General features: G+C 43.8%; 21 protein-coding genes. 10 read left to right on the top strand and 11 right to left on the bottom strand.

Annotation, left to right across the window (positions count from 1 at the left end; translation table 11 throughout):
* Positions 1 to 124 precede the first annotated feature (124 nt).
* From W293_RS0106670 to W293_RS0106680, 3 genes are all read left to right on the top strand, one after another.
* Positions 125 to 1,483 (top strand): 5-(carboxyamino)imidazole ribonucleotide synthase, encoded by a 1,359-nt coding sequence (locus W293_RS0106670; protein WP_037025005.1) that lies wholly within the window; start codon positions 125 to 127, stop codon positions 1,481 to 1,483.
* The gene (locus tag W293_RS0106675) at positions 1,483 to 1,932 is read left to right on the top strand and encodes a YaiI/YqxD family protein (protein WP_025651694.1); all 450 of its coding nucleotides are present in this window, start codon (positions 1,483 to 1,485) and stop codon (positions 1,930 to 1,932) included. Before W293_RS0106670 ends, W293_RS0106675 begins: the two co-directional genes overlap by 1 nt.
* Positions 1,933 to 2,135: 203 nt before the next feature.
* Complete coding sequence (locus W293_RS0106680; RefSeq protein WP_025651695.1) at positions 2,136 to 2,774, top strand: NAD(P)H-binding protein; 639 nt, start codon at positions 2,136 to 2,138, stop codon at positions 2,772 to 2,774.
* Between the two features lie 95 nt (positions 2,775 to 2,869).
* Here W293_RS0106680 and epmA read toward each other — a convergent pair whose 3' ends face one another.
* The 3 genes from epmA to W293_RS0106695 form a co-directional block, all read right to left on the bottom strand.
* A complete protein-coding gene (gene epmA, locus W293_RS0106685) occupies positions 2,870 to 3,907 on the bottom strand; it encodes an EF-P lysine aminoacylase EpmA (RefSeq protein WP_025651696.1) in 1,038 nt (345 codons plus the stop codon).
* Positions 3,908 to 3,964: 57 nt separating this feature from the next.
* Complete coding sequence (locus W293_RS0106690; RefSeq protein ID WP_025651697.1) at positions 3,965 to 5,101, bottom strand: 4-phosphoerythronate dehydrogenase; 1,137 nt, start codon at positions 5,099 to 5,101, stop codon at positions 3,965 to 3,967.
* 203 nt (positions 5,102 to 5,304) lie between these two features.
* A complete protein-coding gene (locus W293_RS0106695) occupies positions 5,305 to 6,450 on the bottom strand; it encodes an AI-2E family transporter (RefSeq protein ID WP_025651698.1) in 1,146 nt (381 codons plus the stop codon).
* Between the two features lie 58 nt (positions 6,451 to 6,508).
* Between W293_RS0106695 and W293_RS17235 the strand changes: the two genes are divergently transcribed.
* The 3 genes from W293_RS17235 to W293_RS0106705 all read left to right on the top strand — a co-directional run bounded on the left by W293_RS17235 (position 6,509) and on the right by W293_RS0106705 (position 10,428).
* A complete protein-coding gene (locus W293_RS17235; RefSeq protein WP_156915598.1) occupies positions 6,509 to 6,655 on the top strand; it encodes a hypothetical protein in 147 nt (48 codons plus the stop codon).
* A 611-nt stretch (positions 6,656 to 7,266) separates the two neighbouring features.
* Positions 7,267 to 8,958: an NAD+ synthase gene (locus tag W293_RS0106700; RefSeq protein WP_025651699.1), complete on the top strand. Its 1,692-nt coding sequence runs from the start codon at positions 7,267 to 7,269 to the stop codon at positions 8,956 to 8,958.
* Between the two features lie 195 nt (positions 8,959 to 9,153).
* Positions 9,154 to 10,428 carry a hemolysin family protein gene (locus tag W293_RS0106705; protein ID WP_025651700.1) on the top strand — a complete coding sequence of 425 codons (1,275 nt, stop codon included), beginning with the start codon at positions 9,154 to 9,156 and terminating at the stop codon, positions 10,426 to 10,428.
* A gap of 33 nt (positions 10,429 to 10,461) precedes the next feature.
* Here W293_RS0106705 and W293_RS0106710 read toward each other — a convergent pair whose 3' ends face one another.
* Positions 10,462 to 11,181 carry a YggS family pyridoxal phosphate-dependent enzyme gene (locus tag W293_RS0106710; RefSeq protein WP_025651701.1) on the bottom strand — a complete coding sequence of 240 codons (720 nt, stop codon included), beginning with the start codon at positions 11,179 to 11,181 and terminating at the stop codon, positions 10,462 to 10,464.
* A gap of 337 nt (positions 11,182 to 11,518) precedes the next feature.
* On the opposite strand from W293_RS0106710, the gene W293_RS0106715 reads away from it, so the two are divergent.
* The gene (locus tag W293_RS0106715; RefSeq protein ID WP_025651702.1) at positions 11,519 to 12,574 is read left to right on the top strand and encodes a type IV pilus twitching motility protein PilT; all 1,056 of its coding nucleotides are present in this window, start codon (positions 11,519 to 11,521) and stop codon (positions 12,572 to 12,574) included.
* A gap of 330 nt (positions 12,575 to 12,904) precedes the next feature.
* Complete coding sequence (locus tag W293_RS0106720) at positions 12,905 to 14,026, top strand: PilT/PilU family type 4a pilus ATPase (protein WP_025651703.1); 1,122 nt, start codon at positions 12,905 to 12,907, stop codon at positions 14,024 to 14,026.
* Positions 14,027 to 14,127: 101 nt separating this feature from the next.
* On the opposite strand, the gene fur is transcribed toward W293_RS0106720, so the two are convergent.
* Positions 14,128 to 14,562, bottom strand: coding sequence for a ferric iron uptake transcriptional regulator (fur, locus tag W293_RS0106725; RefSeq protein ID WP_025651704.1), 435 nt, complete (start codon positions 14,560 to 14,562; stop codon positions 14,128 to 14,130).
* Between the two features lie 325 nt (positions 14,563 to 14,887).
* Between fur and W293_RS16180 the strand changes: the two genes are divergently transcribed.
* The gene (locus tag W293_RS16180; RefSeq protein WP_025651705.1) at positions 14,888 to 15,307 is read left to right on the top strand and encodes an outer membrane protein assembly factor BamE; all 420 of its coding nucleotides are present in this window, start codon (positions 14,888 to 14,890) and stop codon (positions 15,305 to 15,307) included.
* An 85-nt stretch (positions 15,308 to 15,392) separates the two neighbouring features.
* Here the strand turns inward: W293_RS16180 and W293_RS0106735 are convergent, their stop codons facing one another.
* The 4 genes from W293_RS0106735 to W293_RS0106750 form a co-directional block, all read right to left on the bottom strand.
* Positions 15,393 to 15,854, bottom strand: coding sequence for an RnfH family protein (locus W293_RS0106735; RefSeq protein WP_227502346.1), 462 nt, complete (start codon positions 15,852 to 15,854; stop codon positions 15,393 to 15,395).
* The gene (locus tag W293_RS0106740; RefSeq protein WP_025651707.1) at positions 15,773 to 16,915 is read right to left on the bottom strand and encodes a hypothetical protein; all 1,143 of its coding nucleotides are present in this window, start codon (positions 16,913 to 16,915) and stop codon (positions 15,773 to 15,775) included. Before W293_RS0106740 ends, W293_RS0106735 begins: the two co-directional genes overlap by 82 nt.
* 234 nt (positions 16,916 to 17,149) lie before the next feature.
* Positions 17,150 to 17,818: a c-type cytochrome gene (locus W293_RS0106745; protein WP_025651708.1), complete on the bottom strand. Its 669-nt coding sequence runs from the start codon at positions 17,816 to 17,818 to the stop codon at positions 17,150 to 17,152.
* Positions 17,819 to 18,179: 361 nt separating this feature from the next.
* Positions 18,180 to 18,515: a c-type cytochrome gene (locus W293_RS0106750; protein ID WP_037025007.1), complete on the bottom strand. Its 336-nt coding sequence runs from the start codon at positions 18,513 to 18,515 to the stop codon at positions 18,180 to 18,182.
* A 391-nt stretch (positions 18,516 to 18,906) separates the two neighbouring features.
* Here W293_RS0106750 and yihA point away from each other — a divergent pair, with 391 nt between their 5' ends.
* Positions 18,907 to 19,680, top strand: coding sequence for a ribosome biogenesis GTP-binding protein YihA/YsxC (gene yihA, locus W293_RS0106755; RefSeq protein ID WP_025651710.1), 774 nt, complete (start codon positions 18,907 to 18,909; stop codon positions 19,678 to 19,680).
* Between the two features lie 104 nt (positions 19,681 to 19,784).
* On the opposite strand, the gene W293_RS0106760 is transcribed toward yihA, so the two are convergent.
* Entirely contained in the window at positions 19,785 to 20,462 is a 678-nt protein-coding gene (locus W293_RS0106760) for an HAD-IA family hydrolase (protein ID WP_025651711.1), read from the bottom strand.
* Positions 20,463 to 20,609: 147 nt separating this feature from the next.
* Positions 20,610 to 21,620, bottom strand: a complete 1,011-nt coding sequence (locus W293_RS0106765) for an RluA family pseudouridine synthase (protein ID WP_025651712.1) — start codon at positions 21,618 to 21,620, stop codon at positions 20,610 to 20,612.
* Between the last annotated feature and the right edge of the window lie 950 nt (positions 21,621 to 22,570).

A 22,570-nucleotide genomic window follows, 5' to 3' on the forward strand; every position in this document is an offset into this window, starting at 1 on the left:
ATGCTTAGATGAGCTCTACTAAATACAAGGTGCATACAGTGCACCTTTTCCTATTTTAATAGATTAGATTTTAGACTTAATAAACCGAATAACCTTTATCCATTTCCAATTCAAAGAGCCTGCCATGACTACAGCGAACGCTTATCCTGTGACCCAAAACATTCGTACTATCGGTATTTTAGGCGGTGGTCAGCTTGGCATGATGCTTGCCGAAGCGGCCATGCCATTAGGTTATCAGTGTGTTTTTTTAGAAGACAGCGCCGACTGCCCTGCCAGTCTTTACGGGCGCGTCTTTCATAGTGAGCAACTAGAAGCCTTTATTGCCGCCGCCGATGTATTTACCTTGGAGTTTGAAAACACGCCGACGGCGACCGTTGAACAACTGGCCAATTTATCAAAATCTGGCAGCAAACAAGGCATGTTTCCGCCACCGATTGCTCTTGATATCGCCCAAGACCGCTTAAAAGAAAAGCAGATGTTTAATGCGCTTGAGATCGCTACCGTACCCTTTAAAGAAGTTAACTCTGAAGCTGAATTGCAGCGAGCTTGCAGCGAGCTAGGACTGCCAATTGTCCTCAAAACCAGCCGCGGTGGTTATGATGGTAAAGGTCAATTTGTCATCAAGCAAGACAGTGATATCAAAGCGGCGTGGCAAGACCTCAAAGACGCCGTCAGTGGCCAAGGTGAGTTGACGCCAACGCCAGCGCCACTCATTGCGGAAGGTTTTATTCACTTTAGCCGTGAGGTTTCTATTATCGCGGCACGGGGACAGAACGGCCAGATGCGCTGTTATGATTTGGTCGAAAACCATCACCATCACGGTATTTTGGCCAAAACTCAAGCGCCCGCCGTTGGTACTAGCCATTTACTAAAGCAAGCGACCGACGCCATTACCACGATTATGAATCATTTAGACTATGTAGGCGTGATGGCACTTGAGCTGTTCGTCACCAAAGACGCGCGTGGCAATGACTCTGTACTCGCTAATGAGATTGCGCCGCGTGTGCACAATTCTGGACACTGGAGTATCGAAGGTGCTGTCACCAGCCAATTCGAAAATCATATCCGTGCTGTGGTCAATTTGCCATTGGGTGATACCGACAATGTCCATCCAGCGATTATGCTCAACATCTTAGGGCAATACCCCGATATCAGCGCCGTGCTAAACATCGATGGTGCCCATTATCATAGTTATCATAAAGCAGAACGCGAGGATCGAAAAATTGCGCATATTACCTTGATGCCTAATGATGTCGCTGATTTAGAGCCTGCTTTGGCCAAGCTAGTTGCGGTACTTCCCAACAAAGTAGGTCTCGATAAAAAGTCTGCCACGGTGAATAACCAGCCAAAAATGGTAGATAATCAGTCAGCTACTGGCGATGACAATAATAAAGCTTTAAAAAAATCTCAGGTAAAAACTGATGACAACCAAAAAGATATTGCCGTAGACGTTAAGGCAAAAACAGAAAAGGTTAAGAAATAATGCAGATTTGGGTGGATGCTGATTCGGTGCCATTGATTGCCAAAGACTTGATTATCAAAACGGCTGAGCGGACACAAACGATGGCGATATTCGTCGCCAATCAACCGATTAAACTGCGAAAGTCGCCATTACTAACGATGACAGTGGTGCCACAAGGATTCGATAAAGCCGATGATTATATCGTCGAGCACATACAAGCAGGCGATTTAGCCATCACCAGTGACATCCCATTGGCCAATGATATCTTAGACAAAGGCGGCATGGTCTTAACCACACGCGGTATGGTCTACGATAAAAACAACATCAAGCAAAAGCTTAACATGCGCGACTTTATGGATACCATGCGTGGCACTGGCGTATTAGAGTTGCAAGAAATGAGCGGACAAAAACCTTATGGTGACCGTGACAAAAAAGCCTTTGCCGACGGTCTTAATCGTTTGGTTCGCTGATTTTTATAGCCATAATCTTTGCTATCTATCTTAACCCCCTCCTAGCCTGTGCTCTTTGCAAACCGTATACATTCATAACCAAACACTATGCAATCGGCACGCTTCATAACGAAGTGTGCCCATCATTGTTGTTACGCTGTAGTCAACTTTTAAGACAAACAGTTTTTACAACAACAGTAACGTATATAAGAATAGGAATGACTATGAAAATTTTAGTAATTGGCGCCAGTGGACGAGTGGGAACTGATTTAGTTAAGCAGTTATTAGCAGATGATCATCAAGTGATCGGTACCACACGTGATAAAAAGAAATTGTTCGATGCAGATAATTACTCGCAATTGGATTTAGACTTATTAGCAAATAAAGACGCTATTCAAAAACAGATTGATGATGACGTTGAGGCCATCTATTTTGTAGCAGGTTCTGGCAACAAAGCCTTGTTAGAAGTGGATTTACACGGTGCAGTGAAAACCATGCAAGCGGCACAGGACAAAGGCATCAATCGCTATATCATGCTTAGCACAGTATTCTCATTAGACACTAGCAAATGGACCAGCTCTGCGATTGAAAATCTAAAAGAATATTACATCGCCAAACATTACGCTGACCAATGGTTAGTCAACGACAGTACTCTTGATTACACCATCGTCCAAGCTGCTGCCCTAAAAGAACGCGCTGGAACTGGCAAAATTACGATCAATGGTACTGATGCTGGCGAGAATGCGATTGCGGATGTAGCATCGACTTTAGCAGCGGTTTTGAATGCTGATAGCGCAAGTAAGAAAGTCTTTAGCATGCAAAATGGTGAGACAGCCATCGATAAAGCTATCGCAACATTATAATCAAGCTCAGCGCTACCATGTTTATAATTAAAGAAAAAAGCGAGTAAGCCTTCCGGTCTACTCGCTTTTTTTATGATGGACCATCTAATAAATTATCAGGCCAGACCACTTGGAAACGGAATGACGTCCTCTACTCTGTCGGCTCCTGTGATGACCATAAGCAATCTATCCAACCCCACAGCAATGCCACTACAAGGTATCAAGTCATTAGATGCCGCCAATAGATGCTCATCGATTGGCATGACTGGCAAATTATGGCGCTGGCGCAATTGATTGTCTTGCTCAAAACGCATTCTTAACGCCTGCCCATCTGCCAGCTCGTCATAGGCGTTGGCAATCTCAATACCATTGATATATAGCTCAAAGCGCTTCGCAACCTTATTACCGTCTTTATCTAAAGCCGTTTTTGCTAATGCTGCCGTTGCTGGCGGATATTCTATAATCAAAGTCGGCAAATCGTGACCCAAATTTGGCTCGACTACATGGCTAAATAATAGGTCTAACCAGCTTTGACGAATATCTTCTTCACTATTGGTTGTCACGCTCTCTACATTATTAAAATTAAAACCGGTCAAACCTTTATCTTCTGCCACTGCTTGTAATGTCGCCAAACTGGCCGTCAGTGGATGTATGCCAACGAAGTCCATAAACGCATCAACGTAGCGGTAATGATTCATCACAATCGAGTAGCCATATAGGGCTTCTAGTAGTTCGCCAAGCTCAGTCGCCATATCGGCTAAGCTATAGTTTGGCTGATACCATTCCAACATGGTGAATTCAATATTGTGGCGTACGCCTATTTCATTATCTCGAAATACCGGGCAAATTTGATAAATAGGCATTTGCCAGCTGGCCAATAATCGCTTCATGGCAAATTCAGGTGACGTATGCAGGTAATAAGTGCGTGGTCGATCTTGATAGGTAACTTGCGCAGCGACGGACTGCAAAAAGGTATCCGTATTGCCAGCTTGCGACAACAGCGGAGTCTGCACCTCAAGCACCTGCCGCTTATTAAAAAACTGACGAATATCGCCCATAAACTGCGCACGCTGCCGCGCCATCGCTAGGGTCATGGTGGGCGCGTAACTGGGCTTAGTATCTGGCTTAGCAAAAGAACGGGTTGATTGGCTCATTAGTATCTACTGTGACTGATGAATAATAAAAATAGGGTGATAAGTAGGCTTTTGACTTTAGAACTGCCATTCACGGCGCAAATGATAATCACGGCGCAGTTGATCAAAATCAGCGCCATTAACTTGTCCATCAATGACCTGACGTCGCAAGGAAGCATCATCTTGCATAATGTCATAAAACTTAATCAACTTATCTGGATGCGCTTTTAATTCAGACCACAAAAACATATTCAGTGGCAGCAGCTTTTGCATAGACTGTGCAGGTGTGACCGCCAGTTTTTCACATAGCGCATCATAGATAATTTGGGTACCGCGCAGCTTCCCCTCTACAGTATAACCAGCGATATGTGGCGTTGCGATAGCCAACTTGCTTAACAAACTCTCGGCAATCTCTGGCTCATGCTCAAACACATCAAGCACTGCTTGGCGTCCCGTACGCTCAATATCTGCTGCTAAATCACGCGCATGAATGACGGGTCCGCGCGCGCTATTAATGAGCATAGTATGCGCAGGCATCATACTCAGGGCATCTGCGTTGATTAGATGCCGCGTTGGGTAATCGCTACCACTCGGGTGAGTATAGTCTCTCTTATCAGTCAGTGGCACATGTAAACTGACAACGTCGCTTTGGCTAAGTACTTGCGCAAAGCTGGCGTTATTCGTCTCTGAAGGGGGCAATAATGGATCATAGCCCAATACTTGCCAGCCCAAATCATTGGCATACTGAGCGAGCGTGCTACCAATATTGCCAAGGCCAATAAGACCTAAGGTTAATGGCCTCGTTGGTGACGTCGTTGATAGCATCGTTGATGGCTGCCAATACTGCGGACGCAGTGTCAAAATAGCCGTCAGCACGTATTGGGCGACCGAATGCTTGCTACAACCCGCAGCATTGGCAAAAGTGATGTTGCGCGTCGCTAGATAATCTTGATCAACATGATCGGTGCCGATCGTTGCCGAGCCTACAAATTCTACGCTTTCATTATCAGCCAATAACTGCTCGTTCACTGGCGTCACCGAGCGTATCAACAATACAGTGGGCTGTAATTCAGCAAGCAATGCCGCATCGATATCGCGCCCCGCAACTTTAACGATATTTACTGTTTGTTCAATCACCTGTCCAAGCGTAGTGGCATTAAAAAACTCATCAAGGCTAGCGATATTACTATCAGCCACAATAGTCATGCTGTTTATCGTATCTATCATCGCATTAGACCTTATTAAAAATTTCTATCAATCAGTACGTCATTTATCAGTGACTTGTTATCTATGACCTGTTTATTTATGACGTTATTTCGCTAAATATTTTTTACTACCGCTGTCGGCGTAGGCACAATACGCAAGAAAAAATTATTTCAGTCTCGCGCTAAAATGCGCCGTCTCTGTTTTATTTGGTATCAACTATATCCGCTATTTTCATTTTGCTCATCAACCGCTAATGGTGTATTTTTATCGATCAACACCTCTTCTTGTGGCGCAAATAGCTCATTTTTATGATTTGAAATCCATTCACGCCATACCGCAAGGCCGATAGCTAATACGACAGGACCGATGAACAAACCAACGAAACCAAAGGCTGTTAAACCGCCTAACACCCCGATAAAAATAATGATAAAAGGAATCTTGGTGGCACCACTAATGACGATAGGACGGATAAGATTGTCCACCCAACTGATGACCAATATGCCCCATAAAGCCAAACCAATACCTTCTACCGTATGACCTTGACTTAATAACCAAATCGACACCCCACCCCACACAAATGGCGTACCAAATGGGATTAAGGCAATGATAAAAGTGACAATCGTCAGTAAAATCGGACTTGGTGCGCCAGAGAAATAATAACCAATACCCGCCAAGATTGCCTGCGCCAATGCGGTCAGACCAATACCATATACCACAGCGCGGGTGGTCGTACCCACAGAGTCAATATAACCATCGATACGATTGCCAATGATATTGCGTAAGGCTTGGCGGATTTGACGCACCAAGCTTGTGCCATCACGATAAAAGAAGAATAAAGTCATCAGTGCCATACCAAGCTTGGCAAGACTGCTGAACACCACATCAAAGGCGACTTTGCCATAATATAAATGCGACTGCACCCAAATACGAAAGGCTTCTAGCGTTCCTTCAGGATTTTTATTAATGCGCCACAGCACATCTTTGACTTGTTGCCCGATAATCGGCAAATCCTTAACAGAGTCAGGCACATCCAAATACCCTACTTTAATACGATAGATTAAATTGCTGATAAGGCTCAAAGCTTCCTGCTGCAAGATAAAAATACCAACCACCAGCGGCACACCGATGATGAGAGTAATACTCACAGTCATGATAGCGGCACTAAAATTTGAACTGAACTTTACTCGTTGGTGAAAAAAGTTATAAATAGGAAAGGTAACATACGCTAAAATCGCTGCCCACAATGCCGGTACAATAAAAAACTGTACCACTTGAAAACATAATATAAACAACACGACCAACAAAGTAATGGCCAATAAGCGCTGAATAATAAATTCTTTTGTCCAGTTTTCTATCATAGTGTATAAACCAAAAGCGGACAGCAAACCTCATACGGTATTGCTGAGAAGTTTATAAATGGGTGAACAGCAATTTATGGACAACATCCATAAATCGTATCCATTAGCGAAGGTGGTTGGCTATAAATCTACAGCTCAATTATTGGCGGCCATTACGCTCTGTGCCGAGACAACCGTAACACAGTTAACGCCAGTAATGTCATAGAAAACAGATGGCTGACCGACGATTATTATGCAACAAAATGGCTCAAATAAATAACGCTATGTTGTAACCTTTACTTACAACTTTCTTAGACCAGATTCACTAAAGCCTTACCTGAATAACCAAATCATCGTACGCAGAATGAATACCGAAAAACAATGACCACTAAGTACCCTACGCCGTCACTTTGTCAGTCATTATCTAGCAAGGTAAATCACTGGCGCGTTCTATTAGTAACAACAATTGATGTTATACTAGAATAATTATTTTGAACTTTTAAATGCCGCTACATTAATTTGACCTTATTTATTTTTGTCATTATTAAAGCGCATCACTTTTCACAACCCTTCTTTATCCTTCCTCTTTAAACGACATTAATATCTAATCGTTAGAGTAGTGCGGCATAAATTGGGTCTACTACATAAGCATTACATTGATGCTTATACAAGCGTTGCACGCATCATGCGAGTTCGATATCAGGACTCAGGGTCAAAAAAAATGTAAAAGAAACCATGATTGACGCGCGATGCTTTGAGTAAATTTCGGATTGATTTTATTTTAAAGCAACACTGCCTCACCAAATTTTAAATACTATATTCATAGGAACAATAACAATGTCAAAAGACAATGATAACCCTAACCTTACTGTCTCAAATGAGGCGAGTAAGAGCACTAAAACCCAAGATAGCGTTACTTTTGCTTTAGCCCAATCACACTTTTTGGTCGGTGATATCACTGCCAATGCAGCAAAAATGCGCACGCTGGCATTAGAAGCGCGTGAGCAAGGCGCTGATGTGATTGTCTTTCCAGAACTCGCACTATTAGGCTATCCACCCCAAGATTTATTGCTACGCCCTAGCTTGTCAGGTCGTATCAAAAGCGCCTTGTCTACTCTAAGTGATATCGATGACATCGTCATGATCGTCGGCTATCCACACGTTGATCACCATGGTACCTTCAACTCAGCCGCCATCCTGCATAACGGTCATCAAAAAGGCTTTTATCATAAGCAAATATTGCCAAACTATGGCGTGTTTGATGAACGCCGTTACTTTGACAAAGGCCGTAATCAAGTTCTGTTTGATTATAAAGGCATTACCATTGGCCTGCTCATCTGTGAAGACTTGTGGGAAAAAGGCCCTATTGCTGATCTCAAAAAGCAAGGCGCGGATCTGGTCATCAGCTTAAATGCGTCACCTTTTGAAATCGAAAAACAAGACAATCGTAAAACCATGCTGACCAAGCGCAGCCGTGAAAATGGCCTGCCGATTATCTATGTCAATGCGGTTGGCGGTCAAGATGATTTAGTCTTTGACGGTGGCTCTATGGCCGTGCAAGCTGATGGTAGCGTTGCCCACGAAGCGCCGCGTTTTATGAATCAGTTGCTACTGGCGACGTTAGATGTCAAAACCAGCAAGTTTAACACCCAGTCTAAAGCGCCTTTGACCCTTAGCCGCGAATCAGAGATGTATCAAGCGCTGGTGGTTGGTTTGCGTGATTATGTCAATCTTTCAGGATTCTCTGGCATTCTCGTTGGGCTATCAGGTGGTATTGATTCGGCCTTAACCCTCTGTATCGCTGTCGATGCGTTGGGTGCGGATAAGGTTTATGCGGTTATGATGCCGTACGAATATACCTCACAAATCAGCCTCGAAGATGCACAAGCACAAGCCCGTCGACTCAACGTTTCTTATACCGTTTGTCCAATTTTTGATGCCGTCGAAGGCATTCGTCATACCCTTGCCCCACTCTTTAATAAATCACCTGCGGACACCACTGAAGAAAACATCCAAGCACGTGCGCGCGGCGTTGTATTGATGGCACTGTCTAATAAGTTTGGGCATTTGGTCATCACCACCGGCAACAAATCAGAGCTGGCGGTTGGTTACTCGACACTGTATGGCGATATGGCAGGCGGCTTTGATGTCCTAAAAGACGTCTATAAATCACAGGTTTATAAATTAGCCAGCTATCGTAACCGCTTAGAAGACACCCCCGTTATTCCTGAGCGCGTGATTACCCGTCCACCATCGGCAGAGCTACGCCCTGACCAAAAAGATCAGGACAGCTTACCTGACTATGACGTATTAGACGGCATCTTAATGTCTTATATCGATGAAGATATGGGCTATCAAGATATCGTAGATAAAGGCTTTGATGCAGACTTGGTCGCCAAAGTCATCCAAATGGTCGATAATAGCGAATATAAGCGCTGCCAAGCACCGATTGGCACCAAAATCAGCCATAAAGCCTTTGGTCGTGAGCGCCGTTATCCATTAGTGAATAAATGGTCAATAAAAGGCTAGAGTGTAATCGTCATCTGGCTGCTACATAGAAAGTCAGATGACGACAGACCTTACTTATAAATCGATTGCTTATTATTAGCTGGGTGCTTGCCCAGCTTTTTTTAGTTTCTGACCACAAAATTTTCTTGTTATTCCGACGATTCAATCCATTACTTTTAATTTATCTACCCCTACCTATTTCTATCCGAGTATGTCATGAGCTTGCTAACTGCTAGTGTGTTTATCTTTTTGCTAATTGCCCTCAGCGCCCTTGTCTCTAGCTCCGAGCTGGCCCTAGCCTCCGCCCGAAAAATCAAACTGCAAGTAATGGCCAAAGAAGGTGAAGTACGCGCGCTTGATGTCCTCAATATGCAAGAACACCCTGGCAGTTTTATTACCGTGGTACAAATCGCGCTTAATGCGGTGGCCATTTTGGCAGGTGTTATCGGCGAATCAGCCATCAGTCCTTATTTAGTGCGCTTGTTCGGTCATGAAGCGCTCGCCTCTGTGGTGTCATTCATCATTGTCACCAGCGTTTTTGTCCTGTTTGCTGACCTCATGCCAAAGCGTCTCGCCATGTCCAACTCTGAACCTATCGCCATCAAAGTCGTACGGCCAATGATATTTTTGATTTTTATCTTAAAACCTATCATCTGGGTGTTTGATGGTGCGGCGAATTTTCTCTTTAAACTGCTGGGCATCTCTACGGTACGCAAAGATGAGATGACATCCGAAGATATTGTCGCGGTGATGGATGCCGGTGCGGAAGCGGGCGTCATCAAACACCAAGAGCACCACCTGATTGAAAATATCTTTGAGATGCAAGAGCGTACCGTCACCTCAGTGATGAATCCACGCGAGAATATTGTATATTTTGACAGCAAAGTCAGTACCGAAAAAATTGTCGAGGTGATGATTAAGCAGCCGCATAATAAATTTTTGGTTTGTCTTGACGATGATTTAGAACATATTATGGGCTATGTGGAGTCACGCAGTTTTTTAGCTTTAGTGTTGAATCAGCAAGAGGTAAGCTTAACCGATAAGGCATTATTAAAACCGGCGCTTTTTATTCCTGATACTTTATCTTTATTTGAAGTGCTTGAGATGTTTAAATCGACGGGCGCTGACTTTGCGGTGATCGTCAATGAATATGCGCTGGCGGTAGGCGTCATTACCCTAAAAGATGTGATGAGTATTGTTATGGGCGAGCTGGTCACGCTAGAGGAGCAGCCTATCGTCCAACGTACCGATAACTCCTGGTTAATCGACGGTATGACGCCAATCGAGGATGTCATTCGCTCATTGGGTATCGTCAATTTACCCAACAGCCAAAACTATGAAACGATCAGCGGTTTTATGATGTATATGCTCCGCAAAATCCCTAAGAAAACCGATAGCATCGAATATGCCAATTATCGTTTTGAGATTCTGGACACGGATAAGCTGAAAATTAATCAGCTGCTGGTGACCAAACTTGAAGTGGTTGTTTAGCGTAGTTAAGGTCTGTTGAATTGAGGACACGCCCTAATCTCGAGCACCAAATATGGCGGTACCGACGCGCACCATGGTCGAGCCATTGGCAATCGCCTCTGCCATATCATCACTCATACCCATGCTAAGCGTATCCCAACCAGTTAATTCTGGATGATCGCGCTTAATGTCTTCAAATAATTGCTTGGTGCGAGCAAAAGCATCGGTGTTGGCTTTTGCGGGAATAATCATCAGACCACGCAACTGCAAACGCTCATAGCCTTTCATTGTGGTGATCAATGCTGGTAACTGGGCTGGTAAACACCCTGACTTGCTGTCTTCATTATCAATATTGACTTGAATCAAAACGTTTAGTGGCGACAACTCGCTTGGACGTTGGTCGTTTAGACGCTTCGCAATAATGTCACGCTCAACTGTTTGTACCCAGTCAAAATGCTCAGCGATATCGCGCGTCTTATTACGCTGGATACTGCCAATATAATGCCAAACGATAGCGTCACCAACCGTCTGAGATTTTAAAGTACTGATTTTTTCGATAGCTTCTTGTAGATAATTTTCCCCAAAGTGATACTGACCTTGCTTGGCTAACGCCGCAATCATGTCAGCAGGTTTGGTTTTAGAAACCGCAAGTAAAATGACCTCATCTACTGCACTGTCTTTGGCTCGTTGCTCTGCCTGCGCGACCTGCTCTTTTACCTGTTGCCAATTGTCAACGAGGCTTACCTTATCAATATTATTTTCAACATCTTTCATATATGGCTCACAAGGATAAATTACTCAATTATTTGTTTTGGCTGTTATTAAGACTTTTATAAAAATTTTGCCATGAGCAAAATTTAAACAATAAATAAATGACTGCCTAATTTTACATTTTCTTAGCCTAGTAGATGGTTAAATGCCAAGAGTCTTGTTATGATATTGTTACATGGTTTAACATATGCTACTAAAGATAGTAGTAACAGTAACAACCATGACCTACTCCATCGCCAAATAACTGAGCTAGCATAGGATGAGTGAAAAGGTTATTGTTTAAAACCTGCTGCTAAGCTCTTTTTGCCTTACCTTTATTCATTGATAGGAATGCCTGATTATGGCTGAAAAAAACAATCTAAGCATCGAAGATCTGCTGCGTTTTACGGTCAAACATAAAGCGTCGGATTTACATATTTCAGCCGGCATGCCAGCGATGATTCGGGTCGACGGTGAGATGACGCGCATCAATATGCCAACGATGACACATCAAGTGGTGCATCAACTTATTTATGACATCATGAATGATAAGCAGCGCGCTGACTTTGAAGAGTTTTATGAGACGGATTTTTCTTTTGAAATTCCTAACTTAGCACGTTTTCGGGTTAACGCTTTTAACCAAAATCGCGGTGCCGGTGCTGTCTTTCGTACCATTCCTTCCAAAGTTCTGACCATGGAAGACTTGGGTATGGGTGAAGTGTTTAAACGCGTCTCCGACTTCAAGCGTGGCGTCGTGCTAGTAACAGGTCCGACAGGCTCAGGCAAGTCAACGACCCTAGCGGCTATGATTGATTATATCAATGAGAGCCGTAAAGAGCATATTTTGACCATCGAAGACCCGATTGAATTTGTGCATGAATCTAAAAAAAGTCTGATTAACCAACGCGAAGTACACCGTGATACCTTGGGTTTTGAGCCAGCGCTACGTTCAGCATTGCGTGAAGATCCCGATGTTATCCTCGTCGGCGAGCTACGTGACCTTGAGACCATCCGCCTTGCACTGACAGCTGCTGAGACAGGTCACTTAGTTTTTGGCACTCTACATACCAGCTCAGCGGCCAAGACGATTGACCGCGTGATTGACGTATTCCCTGCGGCCGAAAAAGACATGATTCGCGCCATGCTGTCAGAGTCGCTACAAGCGGTAATCTCACAGACTCTATTGCGTCGCCAAACTGGGGGACGGGTTGCCGCGCATGAAATTATGCTGGGTACGCCAGCGATTCGTAACTTGATTCGTGAGAATAAAATTGCCCAGATGTACTCGGCTATCCAGACAGGGGCTGGCGATGGCATGATTACCCTAGATCAAACGCTTAAGAACCTTGTGACCAAAGGCACGATTAGCAAAGACGTTGCTCGTCCTTATGCCAAACAGCCTGAAGCATTTCTCTAGTTATAGTATTGCCGATTGGTTGACACTTCCTATTTGATGAAAATCCCTAGAGCGTGTTCTCACTTTGAAAATGGTGATAAAAATGAGCTAAATGGCAGCCAAACAAGGAAATAGCGCAGGTAATATCAGGATATTGACTAGCTATTTGACGCAGTTTGGCAAGATTTAGCCCTTTTCATTCCGTTCAGGCGCTCCCATTCAGAGTGAGCACAGGCTCTGATAGTCAGTGATTTTTTTACACCTTATTTGTTTTTAATGATCATGATGACTGATCTTTAAAAATTGATATTAGACAATTTTTAATCGATTTACATCGAATGCAGGTACGATATGGATATTGATAAATTATTACAGTTGATGATCAATAAAAACGGCTCCGACCTTTTTATTACCGCTGATGTAGCGCCTTCCATGAAAATAAATGGCAAGATTCTACCGGTTGGTAAGACGCCTCTGAGCGCTGAACAAACCATGAAATTGGTTAAAGGTGTGATGACAGCAGGCCAACGCCAAGAGTTCGAAGAGACCAATGAGTGTCAATTTGCCATTACTGATGAAGCGCAGCAAGCACGCTTTCGAGTCAGTGCCTTTATACAGCGCGATATGGCAGGCATGATTTTACGGAAAATCGAAAATAAGATCCCAACCGTCGAAGAGCTACGTCTGCCGCCAGCGTTAAAAGAGCTGGCCATGAAAAAACGCGGTATTATCTTATTGGTCGGCGCAACTGGTACGGGTAAATCGACCACCTTGGCTGCCATGATCGGTCACCGTAACCAAAACTCTCATGGTCATATTATTACCATCGAAGACCCGATTGAATTTGTCCACAAACATCGTGGTTGTATCATTACTCAGCGGGAGGTCGGTATCGATACTCACTCCTTTGAGGCCGGTCTAAAGAACACCTTGCGCCAAGCGCCAGACGTTATTTTGATTGGTGAGATTCGTAACCGCGAGGTCATGAGTTATGCGATCCAATATGCAGAAACAGGCCATTTGGTATTTGCTACTTTGCACGCCAACAATGCCAACCAAGCAATTGACCGTATCATTCACTTTTTTGAAACCAGTCGCCACAATCAGTTGTTTATGGATTTGTCGCTGAACTTGCAAGCCATTATCGCCCAGCAATTGATTCCAACCCCAGACGGTAAAGGTCGACGGGCAGCTATTGAGATTTTATTAAACTCACAACTGATCAGCGACTATATCCGTAAAGGCGAAGTGCACGAAATCAAAGATGTCATGACGCGCTCGCGTGACAGCGGCATGCAAACCTTTGACCAAGCACTCTTTGACTTGTATGAGCATGGCGAAATCACTTATAAAGAAGCGATATTGCACGCCGACTCCCCCAATGATCTGCGCTTAAAAATCAAACTCAGCAGCAAAAATAGTAACGCCAATTTAGACGAAGGTGCTGATAGCTTGTCCTTAGACGTCAGCTAATCTGTAGCAAATAAGTCAGTCAATAAAAAAACAGCCCTCAATCATGAGGGCTGTTTTTTGCATGCATTAATATCAGCATCTATTAAGTGGTCATATAGCCATTATTTTGCGCTGTCGCGACATTCTTGATTGTTACAAATGCCATATAGTACCAATGAATGACCCGATAGCTTAAAGCCATGCTCAGCGGCGACTTTGATTTGTTCTTCTTCAATAGTTTCATTATGAAACTCAATAATCTTGCCGCAAACGTCACAAACCAGATGATCATGATGCTCTGCTTGGGTAATCTCAAACACAGATAAATTGTTTTCAAAGTTATGGCGCTCAACAATCCCTGCTTGTTCAAACTGGGTCAGTACGCGATAGACGGTCGCTAGCCCTACATCTTCACCTTGCTCAATCAGTGCTTTGTAGACCTCTTCTGCACTCATATGATGCAGCTCTGCGCGCTCAAGCAACTCTAAAATTTTGATACGCGGTAACGTTATTTTTAATCCTGCTTTACGTAAATCTTGATTGGTAAAAGAAGCCATAATATCCCTTCTGACTGTTAAGTCTTAGCAAATAAAAACTAAAGAACATGAGGTAAATAATCGCCAATGATTATTATTAATTAAATACTAAAAATTCAAATAGCCCTAAACTGGCTTATCTTGCGAAAATTTTTAGCATGGTTAGCGTGGTTAAACCTCACCGCAAGTCTATGAATTTAAAATATAAAACATCTAATACGTGAGGTAGTGTTTGGTAAATAATGTCGTAAGTGGTAGGCAATTGCAAGTAAATGACGTATCATTTGTCCAAGATTGTCGGCAAGACCATCAGCAACGCTTCTTGACCGCACCTAATCCATTTTTTATGAGTCATCTTACCATGATAAAGACATTAAATTTTCGTCCGTTAAGCCGCGCAAGCGCATTACGCAAGATTGTCCTGACCGGTATGCTTAGTGCCTCGGTTGTGATGTCTGGCTGCTCATTACTGAGTGTGTATAAGATTGATTTGCCACAAGGGACTGCGATTACCCAAGTGCAAGCACAAAAACTGCAAGTGGGCATGAACCAAAACCAAGTCCTTTATATTTTGGGCAGCCCAGCGATTAAAGATACGCTAGAGCCTAAACGTTGGGACTATATTTACGATTATAAAGCGGGCACAGAAGGTAAACATAAAGGCATCGCTAATGTCAAAAACGCTAGCCAACATTTAGTGGTGTATTTTGATGATAACGGCTTGGTCAGTCGCATCGAAGGTATCGAAACCCTGCCTGCCCAATAATTCTGATGTAAATTTAGGCTTATTGGTTGTTAGTCTCAAAATGGCAGACTTGATAACGCTTAAGCTTAACGGTTCGGCTAAATGATTAACCTCGAGACTTACTTTTGCGCTGAGACATAGGATCAGCGCTTAAGCTGCGATAGACTTCTATCCGGTCAAACGGCTGCAATTGATAGTTTAGCGGCTGCTTTTGGGCGTAGATACCTACATGCCAACGCTTAGCCGCTGGTGCTGTCACATGTTCCGCTTCCTCACACCACGTTGCCAATGCTGGAAATTGCATCAACCAGCCTGCTTGCGCGAGTGCCTCATACAAAGTAGTGCCCTCAGCGACTGACAACGTCAGATAATGTTGACGCTGCGCCTCTTCAGCATATGCCAGATATACTGTCATGAACGCGCTCCGCTTAGACTGGGCCACAGTATTACTGTTACGAGTATGGTTAAATTCAACCGCATCAGCCGTTAGCTCAACCACTGCATCACCCAGCCTATTAATGCCAATAGCAATGCCACTGGTACAATGAGACGTATCGCTACCCGCCATAGGTTATAGAACGCTTCATTGCCAAAGTTTAGAGACTTGCGTAAATGGCTTATCTTCATCTGCCAGCCGGCGAAAATCGACAACAACAATACCGTGATACTACTGATAATAACCAGTATACCTACTAGCCATGTAGTCGGTATAACGAGGACTAGTACCAGCGCTACCACAAAAGTTATCATCAAGCTAACCAACAGTCCAAACTTATGCGCCAACTGCTGTGCACTATAATGTAGCAAGTAGCTCGCCACAAACACCACCCCTAGCCAATAAATCAGTTGTCCGATCGGCGGTAGTGCCATGCCACTGATGAATAATGCTACAACGCCAACCAATAACTGTAATATCCATATAGGCAATACCAGCTTGGTCGCGCGATATTCTTGATTGGCACGAGTGCGTGCTGGCCTTTGCGCATTGATATTGTCTACCTCTACCGCTGTGACGACTTGCTTGGTTGATAAATGTTGACCGAACCAATACAGTCCTGTACCCGCCCCCACACTGACTAGCGCTAAAGCAACCGCGCGCGCCCATTCACTTAAGCTGATACCCGTCATCGCAAAGTCAATATTCGGCAAACCATTCGCCACCCCTAGCAGCAAGCCGACGAGCATTAATCCTAAGCCAATCGGTAAAGGCGTAACACCGAGTAAGCTTAATAAGACGGCGATGACCATCAATCCCGCAGCGATAGCAAAGCTTGGAATGTCAGGTGCACTATGAATATCGCTAAGCGCCGATACAATACCCGTGCTAGCGCCCGATATGACTAACGCGGCAATAATAATCGAAACTAGGGCTGCCAACCAACCAAAGCTTCGCCATAACGGACTGGCATCAGCCTCACGAGTGAGTTTCTGCATACCTGCCAACGGGGCATCGACACTACGATAAGCGAGCGCAATCTCAGCATATACCACTGGCAGTGAGACCAATAGCATTGCCAACAGCCAAAGTAACCAAAAGTCAATCTCACCAATGGACGCAGGCGCAAACCAGCGAAACAACAATAGTGGTAGCAACGCGGCGATAAAATAAGAAGCATAGCGGATCATCATAATCTAAATCCAAACGATCTAAAGTGAATAACGATAATTTATAACCCTCTGTACAATACACAGGTCTGTTTAATATAAGGGACTATCTAATATAAGGGACTAGCAGTTATAAAAAAACCCCGAAATCGGGGTTTAATAACTAAATAATGGCTGACACCTAAGCGACGGTTCCATAGCAAGGTACTATCTATGATACAGCCAATTTATAATATAGCCGACGCTAAGCAATATCACTTAGTGAACGGCGCTCACATAGTCGGCCAAAATACGGATATCGCGATCTGACAGCTTAGAAGCTACTGTCTGCATCATACCCTTTTCGCCTTCTTTCGCTGCATCGTTAGCACGCTTTTGATCATCGCTTGCGATATCATCTTCGCGGCCAGCGGCACGGAACAGTTTTAGCTGAGTCGCAATATATTGCGAGTGTTGTCCACCTAAACGTGGAAACGCCGCCCAAGTATTACCGGCCGCATCTGGACCATGACAACCTGCACAACCAATAATGCCACGAGATTTGTCACCACCTAAAAACAGCTTGGTCGCTTCTTGGTTAGTCGCTGGATTACCGAAGCCAACACCCCAAGGTGCTTGGCTTGCATAATAGCCTGCCACATTGGCCAAGTCTTGTTGCGACAAATTCGCCACTTGCGACTGCATAATACCGTTTTTGCGGTAGCCTGCTTTAAAATTGACCAACTGCTTATAGAGATACTTAACATTTTGGCCGCCTAAATTAGGCTGAGCAGGAACAACACTGACACCGTCAACACCATGACAAGCTGCACAGACTGTTTCTGCAATTTGCTTGCCGGCGTTAACGTCATATTCGGGAACAACAATAGCAGCTTGTACGCTGAAACTTGCAACGCATAAACTGGCAGCAGCGATTAACTTTTTCATTGATACAAATCCTACTAGCTCGGCGTAAGCATTATTTAGAGTGGTTGCATCGACGAGCCCATTGATATACGTCGCGCTACTATTTAGCGAGTTCAGCATATATCTTATGGACTTGCTACAAGCAGTCTGAAAGTACTTACTAACATCAGGGTTTATTTTGGATTATTATAGCAAGACTTTATAGTATTTGCCTACTTAATCCCTAATTAATACCTACTCAGTCACAGTAGCCAATGGTTTTTCTATTGGTGCTACCACAGAAAACTGCCTGAAAAATAAAAAGCGCATGAGGGGTATGCCCCTAGCGCTTTATTATATCCGTCTAAAATTTTGGTCAGGCACCTGCTATTTATGCGTTTTGCTATTTACTCATATAGTCAATCAGCTTGCGATAGTCATCATTACTACAGTTATCACAGAGTCCGCCAGCTGGCATCTGTGTCATACCACTTTTGACTGAGTTGATCAGAGCTGGCATGCCTTTTTGTTGGATGAGCTGCTGCCACTTAGCACTGTCGCCTTTTTTGATAGCATTCAACGCGCCACTATCGTGACAAGCCGCACATGAGTTATTATAGGTCGTAGCAATATCAGCAGCACCGGCACTGGTTGTCATTGCCGTTGTCAGGACAAGCGCTGCGCCGCTACCTGCTAACAGACGACAGGTTTTGGTAAAAAGTGTGGTGATTGAAGACATGGGACACCCCCTTATGTGTTTTTCAGACGTTTAATTTAATATTTGCTTAGTTAAATACGATCTTAAACGTTTTTCATTAAACATTGTAACAATATATGTCGACTTAATATACATGAATCGAGTTTGGCTTTCGTAACGCCTTTATTGTGCTGTAAAGAACTTTCGCTAAGCGCTACTACGCTTTAATGGTATGCTGTCGTTTATATGAGACTAATCGCCATCATTTCAATAAGTAAGACGGTTAATAGTATAGAATAGTCATAATTTGAGACGATCATAGCTATCAGCCTTAGCCACTCGCGTTTTATTTATTCGATGCGCCGCTTTAACGACTAGCCAACCGCAAACTCTCACTACCGTATCCAATTTTTTGCAGATTAATGAGCCATTTATGAGTACCCCGTTTACAGATGTCGCCGCCGAACATGCGGTGTTTAATACCAAATCGCGCCAACGAATTCAGCAAACTGAGTTTATGACGTCAGCACCTACGTTTCGCCTTTGTCCGCCTGATGTCGGGTTAGAGGTTGCTTTTGCAGGACGCTCAAACGCGGGTAAGTCCTCGGCTATCAATGCATTGACCAACCAGCGGCAGTTGGCGCGCTCGTCCAAGACGCCTGGGCGTACGCAGATGATTAACTTTTTTAGTATTGGTGACAAGCACAGACGTCTGGTTGATTTACCAGGCTATGGTTATGCTGCCGTGCCGCTGGAGATGAAAAAAGAATGGCAGGTCGAATTGGAAGAATACCTGGTATCGCGCTCAAGCCTAGCAGGTTTGGTGTTGATGACAGATATTCGTCATCCGCTCAAATTCTTTGATGAGCAAATGCTATTTTGGGCCAAAGAAGGTGATCTACCTGTCCATATTTTGCTGACTAAAGCGGATAAATTGAAATATGGCGCTTCTAAAAACGCCTTACTCAATACCCGTAAAAGACTAAAAAAGTTAGGTCTTAAATGCACCATTCAACTGTTTTCTGCCTTAAGAAAAGAAGGGCTTGATGAATTGGCTGGGGTGATGGGCAATTGGTATGAGTACCAGCTTAGTGATGACAAAATCATTGAATCTTCTTTTAATCTGCTTGATGATGAGCCACTTACAGAAGAAGATATGTTCGAAGATAATGAGCAGCCTAACCATGAGTTGCCAACTGATAAGTAAATAGCAGAGTATTAGTAGTACTTCATAAAAGTTGATAAAAAAAAGGGTGTATCGTTAATAGCGATACACCCTTTTTTGCTGTCATGTATTTGTTCACATTGATTCTAGCCGCACAACAGTTTCGCTAATTCTTGCGGTGTCTCTACCTGATAAGTGGGTAACTGAGCAGCCAGTTCGGCGCTGGATGCGGTACCATAGTTGACAGCAATGCTAGTCATACCCAGCTTATTTGCCATTTGAATATCATAGATACTGTCACCGATGAATACCGCGCCTGATATTGGCTGCTGCGTATGATTCAAGATGTCGGTCAGCATTTGTGGATCAGGTTTTGAGCCTGACTCATCAGCACAGCGGGTAATGTCAAAATAATCATGACTTGCCGAAGCATCCAATACGCGATCCAGTCCGCGCCGCTTTTTGCCAGTAGCCACGGCAAGCTTACGACCCTGCTGTTGCAAAGTCTTTAGCATGGCCTCCGTAGGGGCAAAGAACGGTGTGCGATGGCTATTTGGAATATAGTAGTCAGCGTAGCTTTGCTGAATGGCCAGCTTTTGCGTGTCACTGGCCTGTGGATACAAAATCTCAATACCGTTCATCAGGCTAAGACCAATGATGTCTTTGACTGCTTGATCAGTCGTGTGAAAGCCATGCGCCTCTCCAGCCACATGCATAGACTCAACGATTAGACCAATTGAATCCATCAACGTACCGTCCCAATCAAAAATAACTAGCGTCTTATCAGCTAAGCTATGATCAGACTGTTCAGACTGTTCACTCATAAATTTGCCTTAGTAAATGGTGTGCATTTATTACAGATACTAAAACGTCACGCCGACTTATTAATACAAATCAATAAGTGAGCATGACGTTTAGGGTTAACACTTAATACTGGCTACACTTTAACATTGAGCGCAAAGCGGTCAAGTTTATTCAGGTAACTTGGTCTGCTCTGGTAGCCAATCAGCCATCTCATCTGGTAATGGTGCAGTAATAGTCTTATAACCCGGAATGTCTAAGCGCCATGCATGCAAGCACAGACGATGCACGCCAGATTTGTCATGTACGTTGTACTTATCGTCACCTAGGATAGCGTGACCCAGATGAGCCAAATGCACCCGGATTTGATGGGTACGACCCGTTAGTGGCTTCGCTTCGATTAAGCTGACCGGCTGACCGGCAATCATAAAACGGCCATGCACGATAATATCTGTCTGGCTTTCTTTAGATTGAGGATCCTGCGCATCTACTTTCACGCGGCGCTCACCACTAGCCAGTGTATAGCGTAGCAATGGTGCATCGATACGTTGCTCATTCAGGGCAGGCTGACCCTTAGCAATGCATAGATAATGCTTTTGGATGGTTTTATCGACGAGATGCTGCTGCAAAGTTTTCAGCGCTGAGCGCTTCTTAGAAATCATCAGCAGACCTGAGGTATCTTTATCGATGCGATGAATCAGCTCTAGGTATTTTTTACCAGTCACTTCACGCATGGCTTCGATAACGCCAAAATCAAGGCCGCTGCCACCATGTACGGCAATACCAGAAGGCTTATTGAGCACTAGCAGACCATCGTCTTCATAGACCACTCGCGCCAATAAGCTATTGGCAAATTCAGTGCTGATAATGGGTTTTTCACGGGTCGCCAGCTGTACAGGAGCGATACGCACCACATCCTCACGCTGCACTCTATCGTGTGCTTTGCAGCGCTTATTATTAACTCGAATCTCATCTGAGCGAATCATTTTATAGATGTGCGACTTGGGCAGACCTTTTAGACGGTTCAATAAAAAGTTATCTAAGCGCTGGTCGTGCTGATGGCGAGTGACTTCAAGGTAATTGACCTTTTCAAAGTTACTAATCTCATCGTCGGCGCTTTGCGGGCGAGTTTTGCTATTGAAGATAGCAGGAGCTTCATGGGTAGTTGCGTCGTCAGTCATTTTGGAGTTTGTCATTTTTAGTTAGGTATTTACACAAAGATTTGTTATAGTTTAGCATGTTGAGCGCCAATTAAGCAGAGGTTGCGGCAATAATCGTTATTGTCTCAAACAACTTATCGCCATCTTTACTACTTGCTAGTAACGAGGCCTACATTGTACTTCAAGCTAATTTTGCACGCATCATCTAATTTTTAGGATAAAATGCCAATTAACACATGGCATAGCGTCCAGTAAACGGTATTTATACCAAATATAATCGCCTTGACCATGGTAGCAAACGCGCCCATTTACCAAGCGATAGCAGTACACAACTACTCATTTAACGCACGACCACGACTTGATTTTTAATCATGCAAGCGCGCGCAGTTGAGCAAGTGACGGTAGTCCGATATTAAGAGTTTAGAGCTGCCTGAATATTGGCGGTCAAACAGATATAATAGATGTCATATAAAAGATATATACCCAATCGAGCGATTCGCCGATTACTATTCTGTTTGCCAAGTACGCCCCGCTGAGCAGCAGCGCAGTGGCACTCTTAAGGTCAGACACCAAAATACATAGATGTTATAAGTTAAAATAATAGATAAAACAATTGATTTGATTTGAGCCAATATTGAGAGGTTCGTTGAATTTAACGGTTTAGCGAATAAACCGAACAGCGAATGAATTGTGACCATGTGGCAAGCGCTTCGATAGACTCTTACAAAGTATATTACATGCCCTTCACCACTTTAGATGTTCATCATCTTGGTAAAACTTACGATGGCAAGGTGTTAATCGCCAAGCCTCTAGGCCGATAAAAACGGTTGACAGTCGGTGTCGATATTTTAGCGGTAGTTTTCAGGCCCTTAAAGTGTGACAGTAGATAATATTACAGCCTTACACCCTGTATCAGTAACTACTTAAAACCCTCTGTTTGCTACGCTCAAACGCAGTCAGTTCATTGTGAA

This window comes from Psychrobacter sp. TB67, from assembly GCF_000511065.1.
Classification (GTDB): domain Bacteria; phylum Pseudomonadota; class Gammaproteobacteria; order Pseudomonadales; family Moraxellaceae; genus Psychrobacter; species Psychrobacter okhotskensis.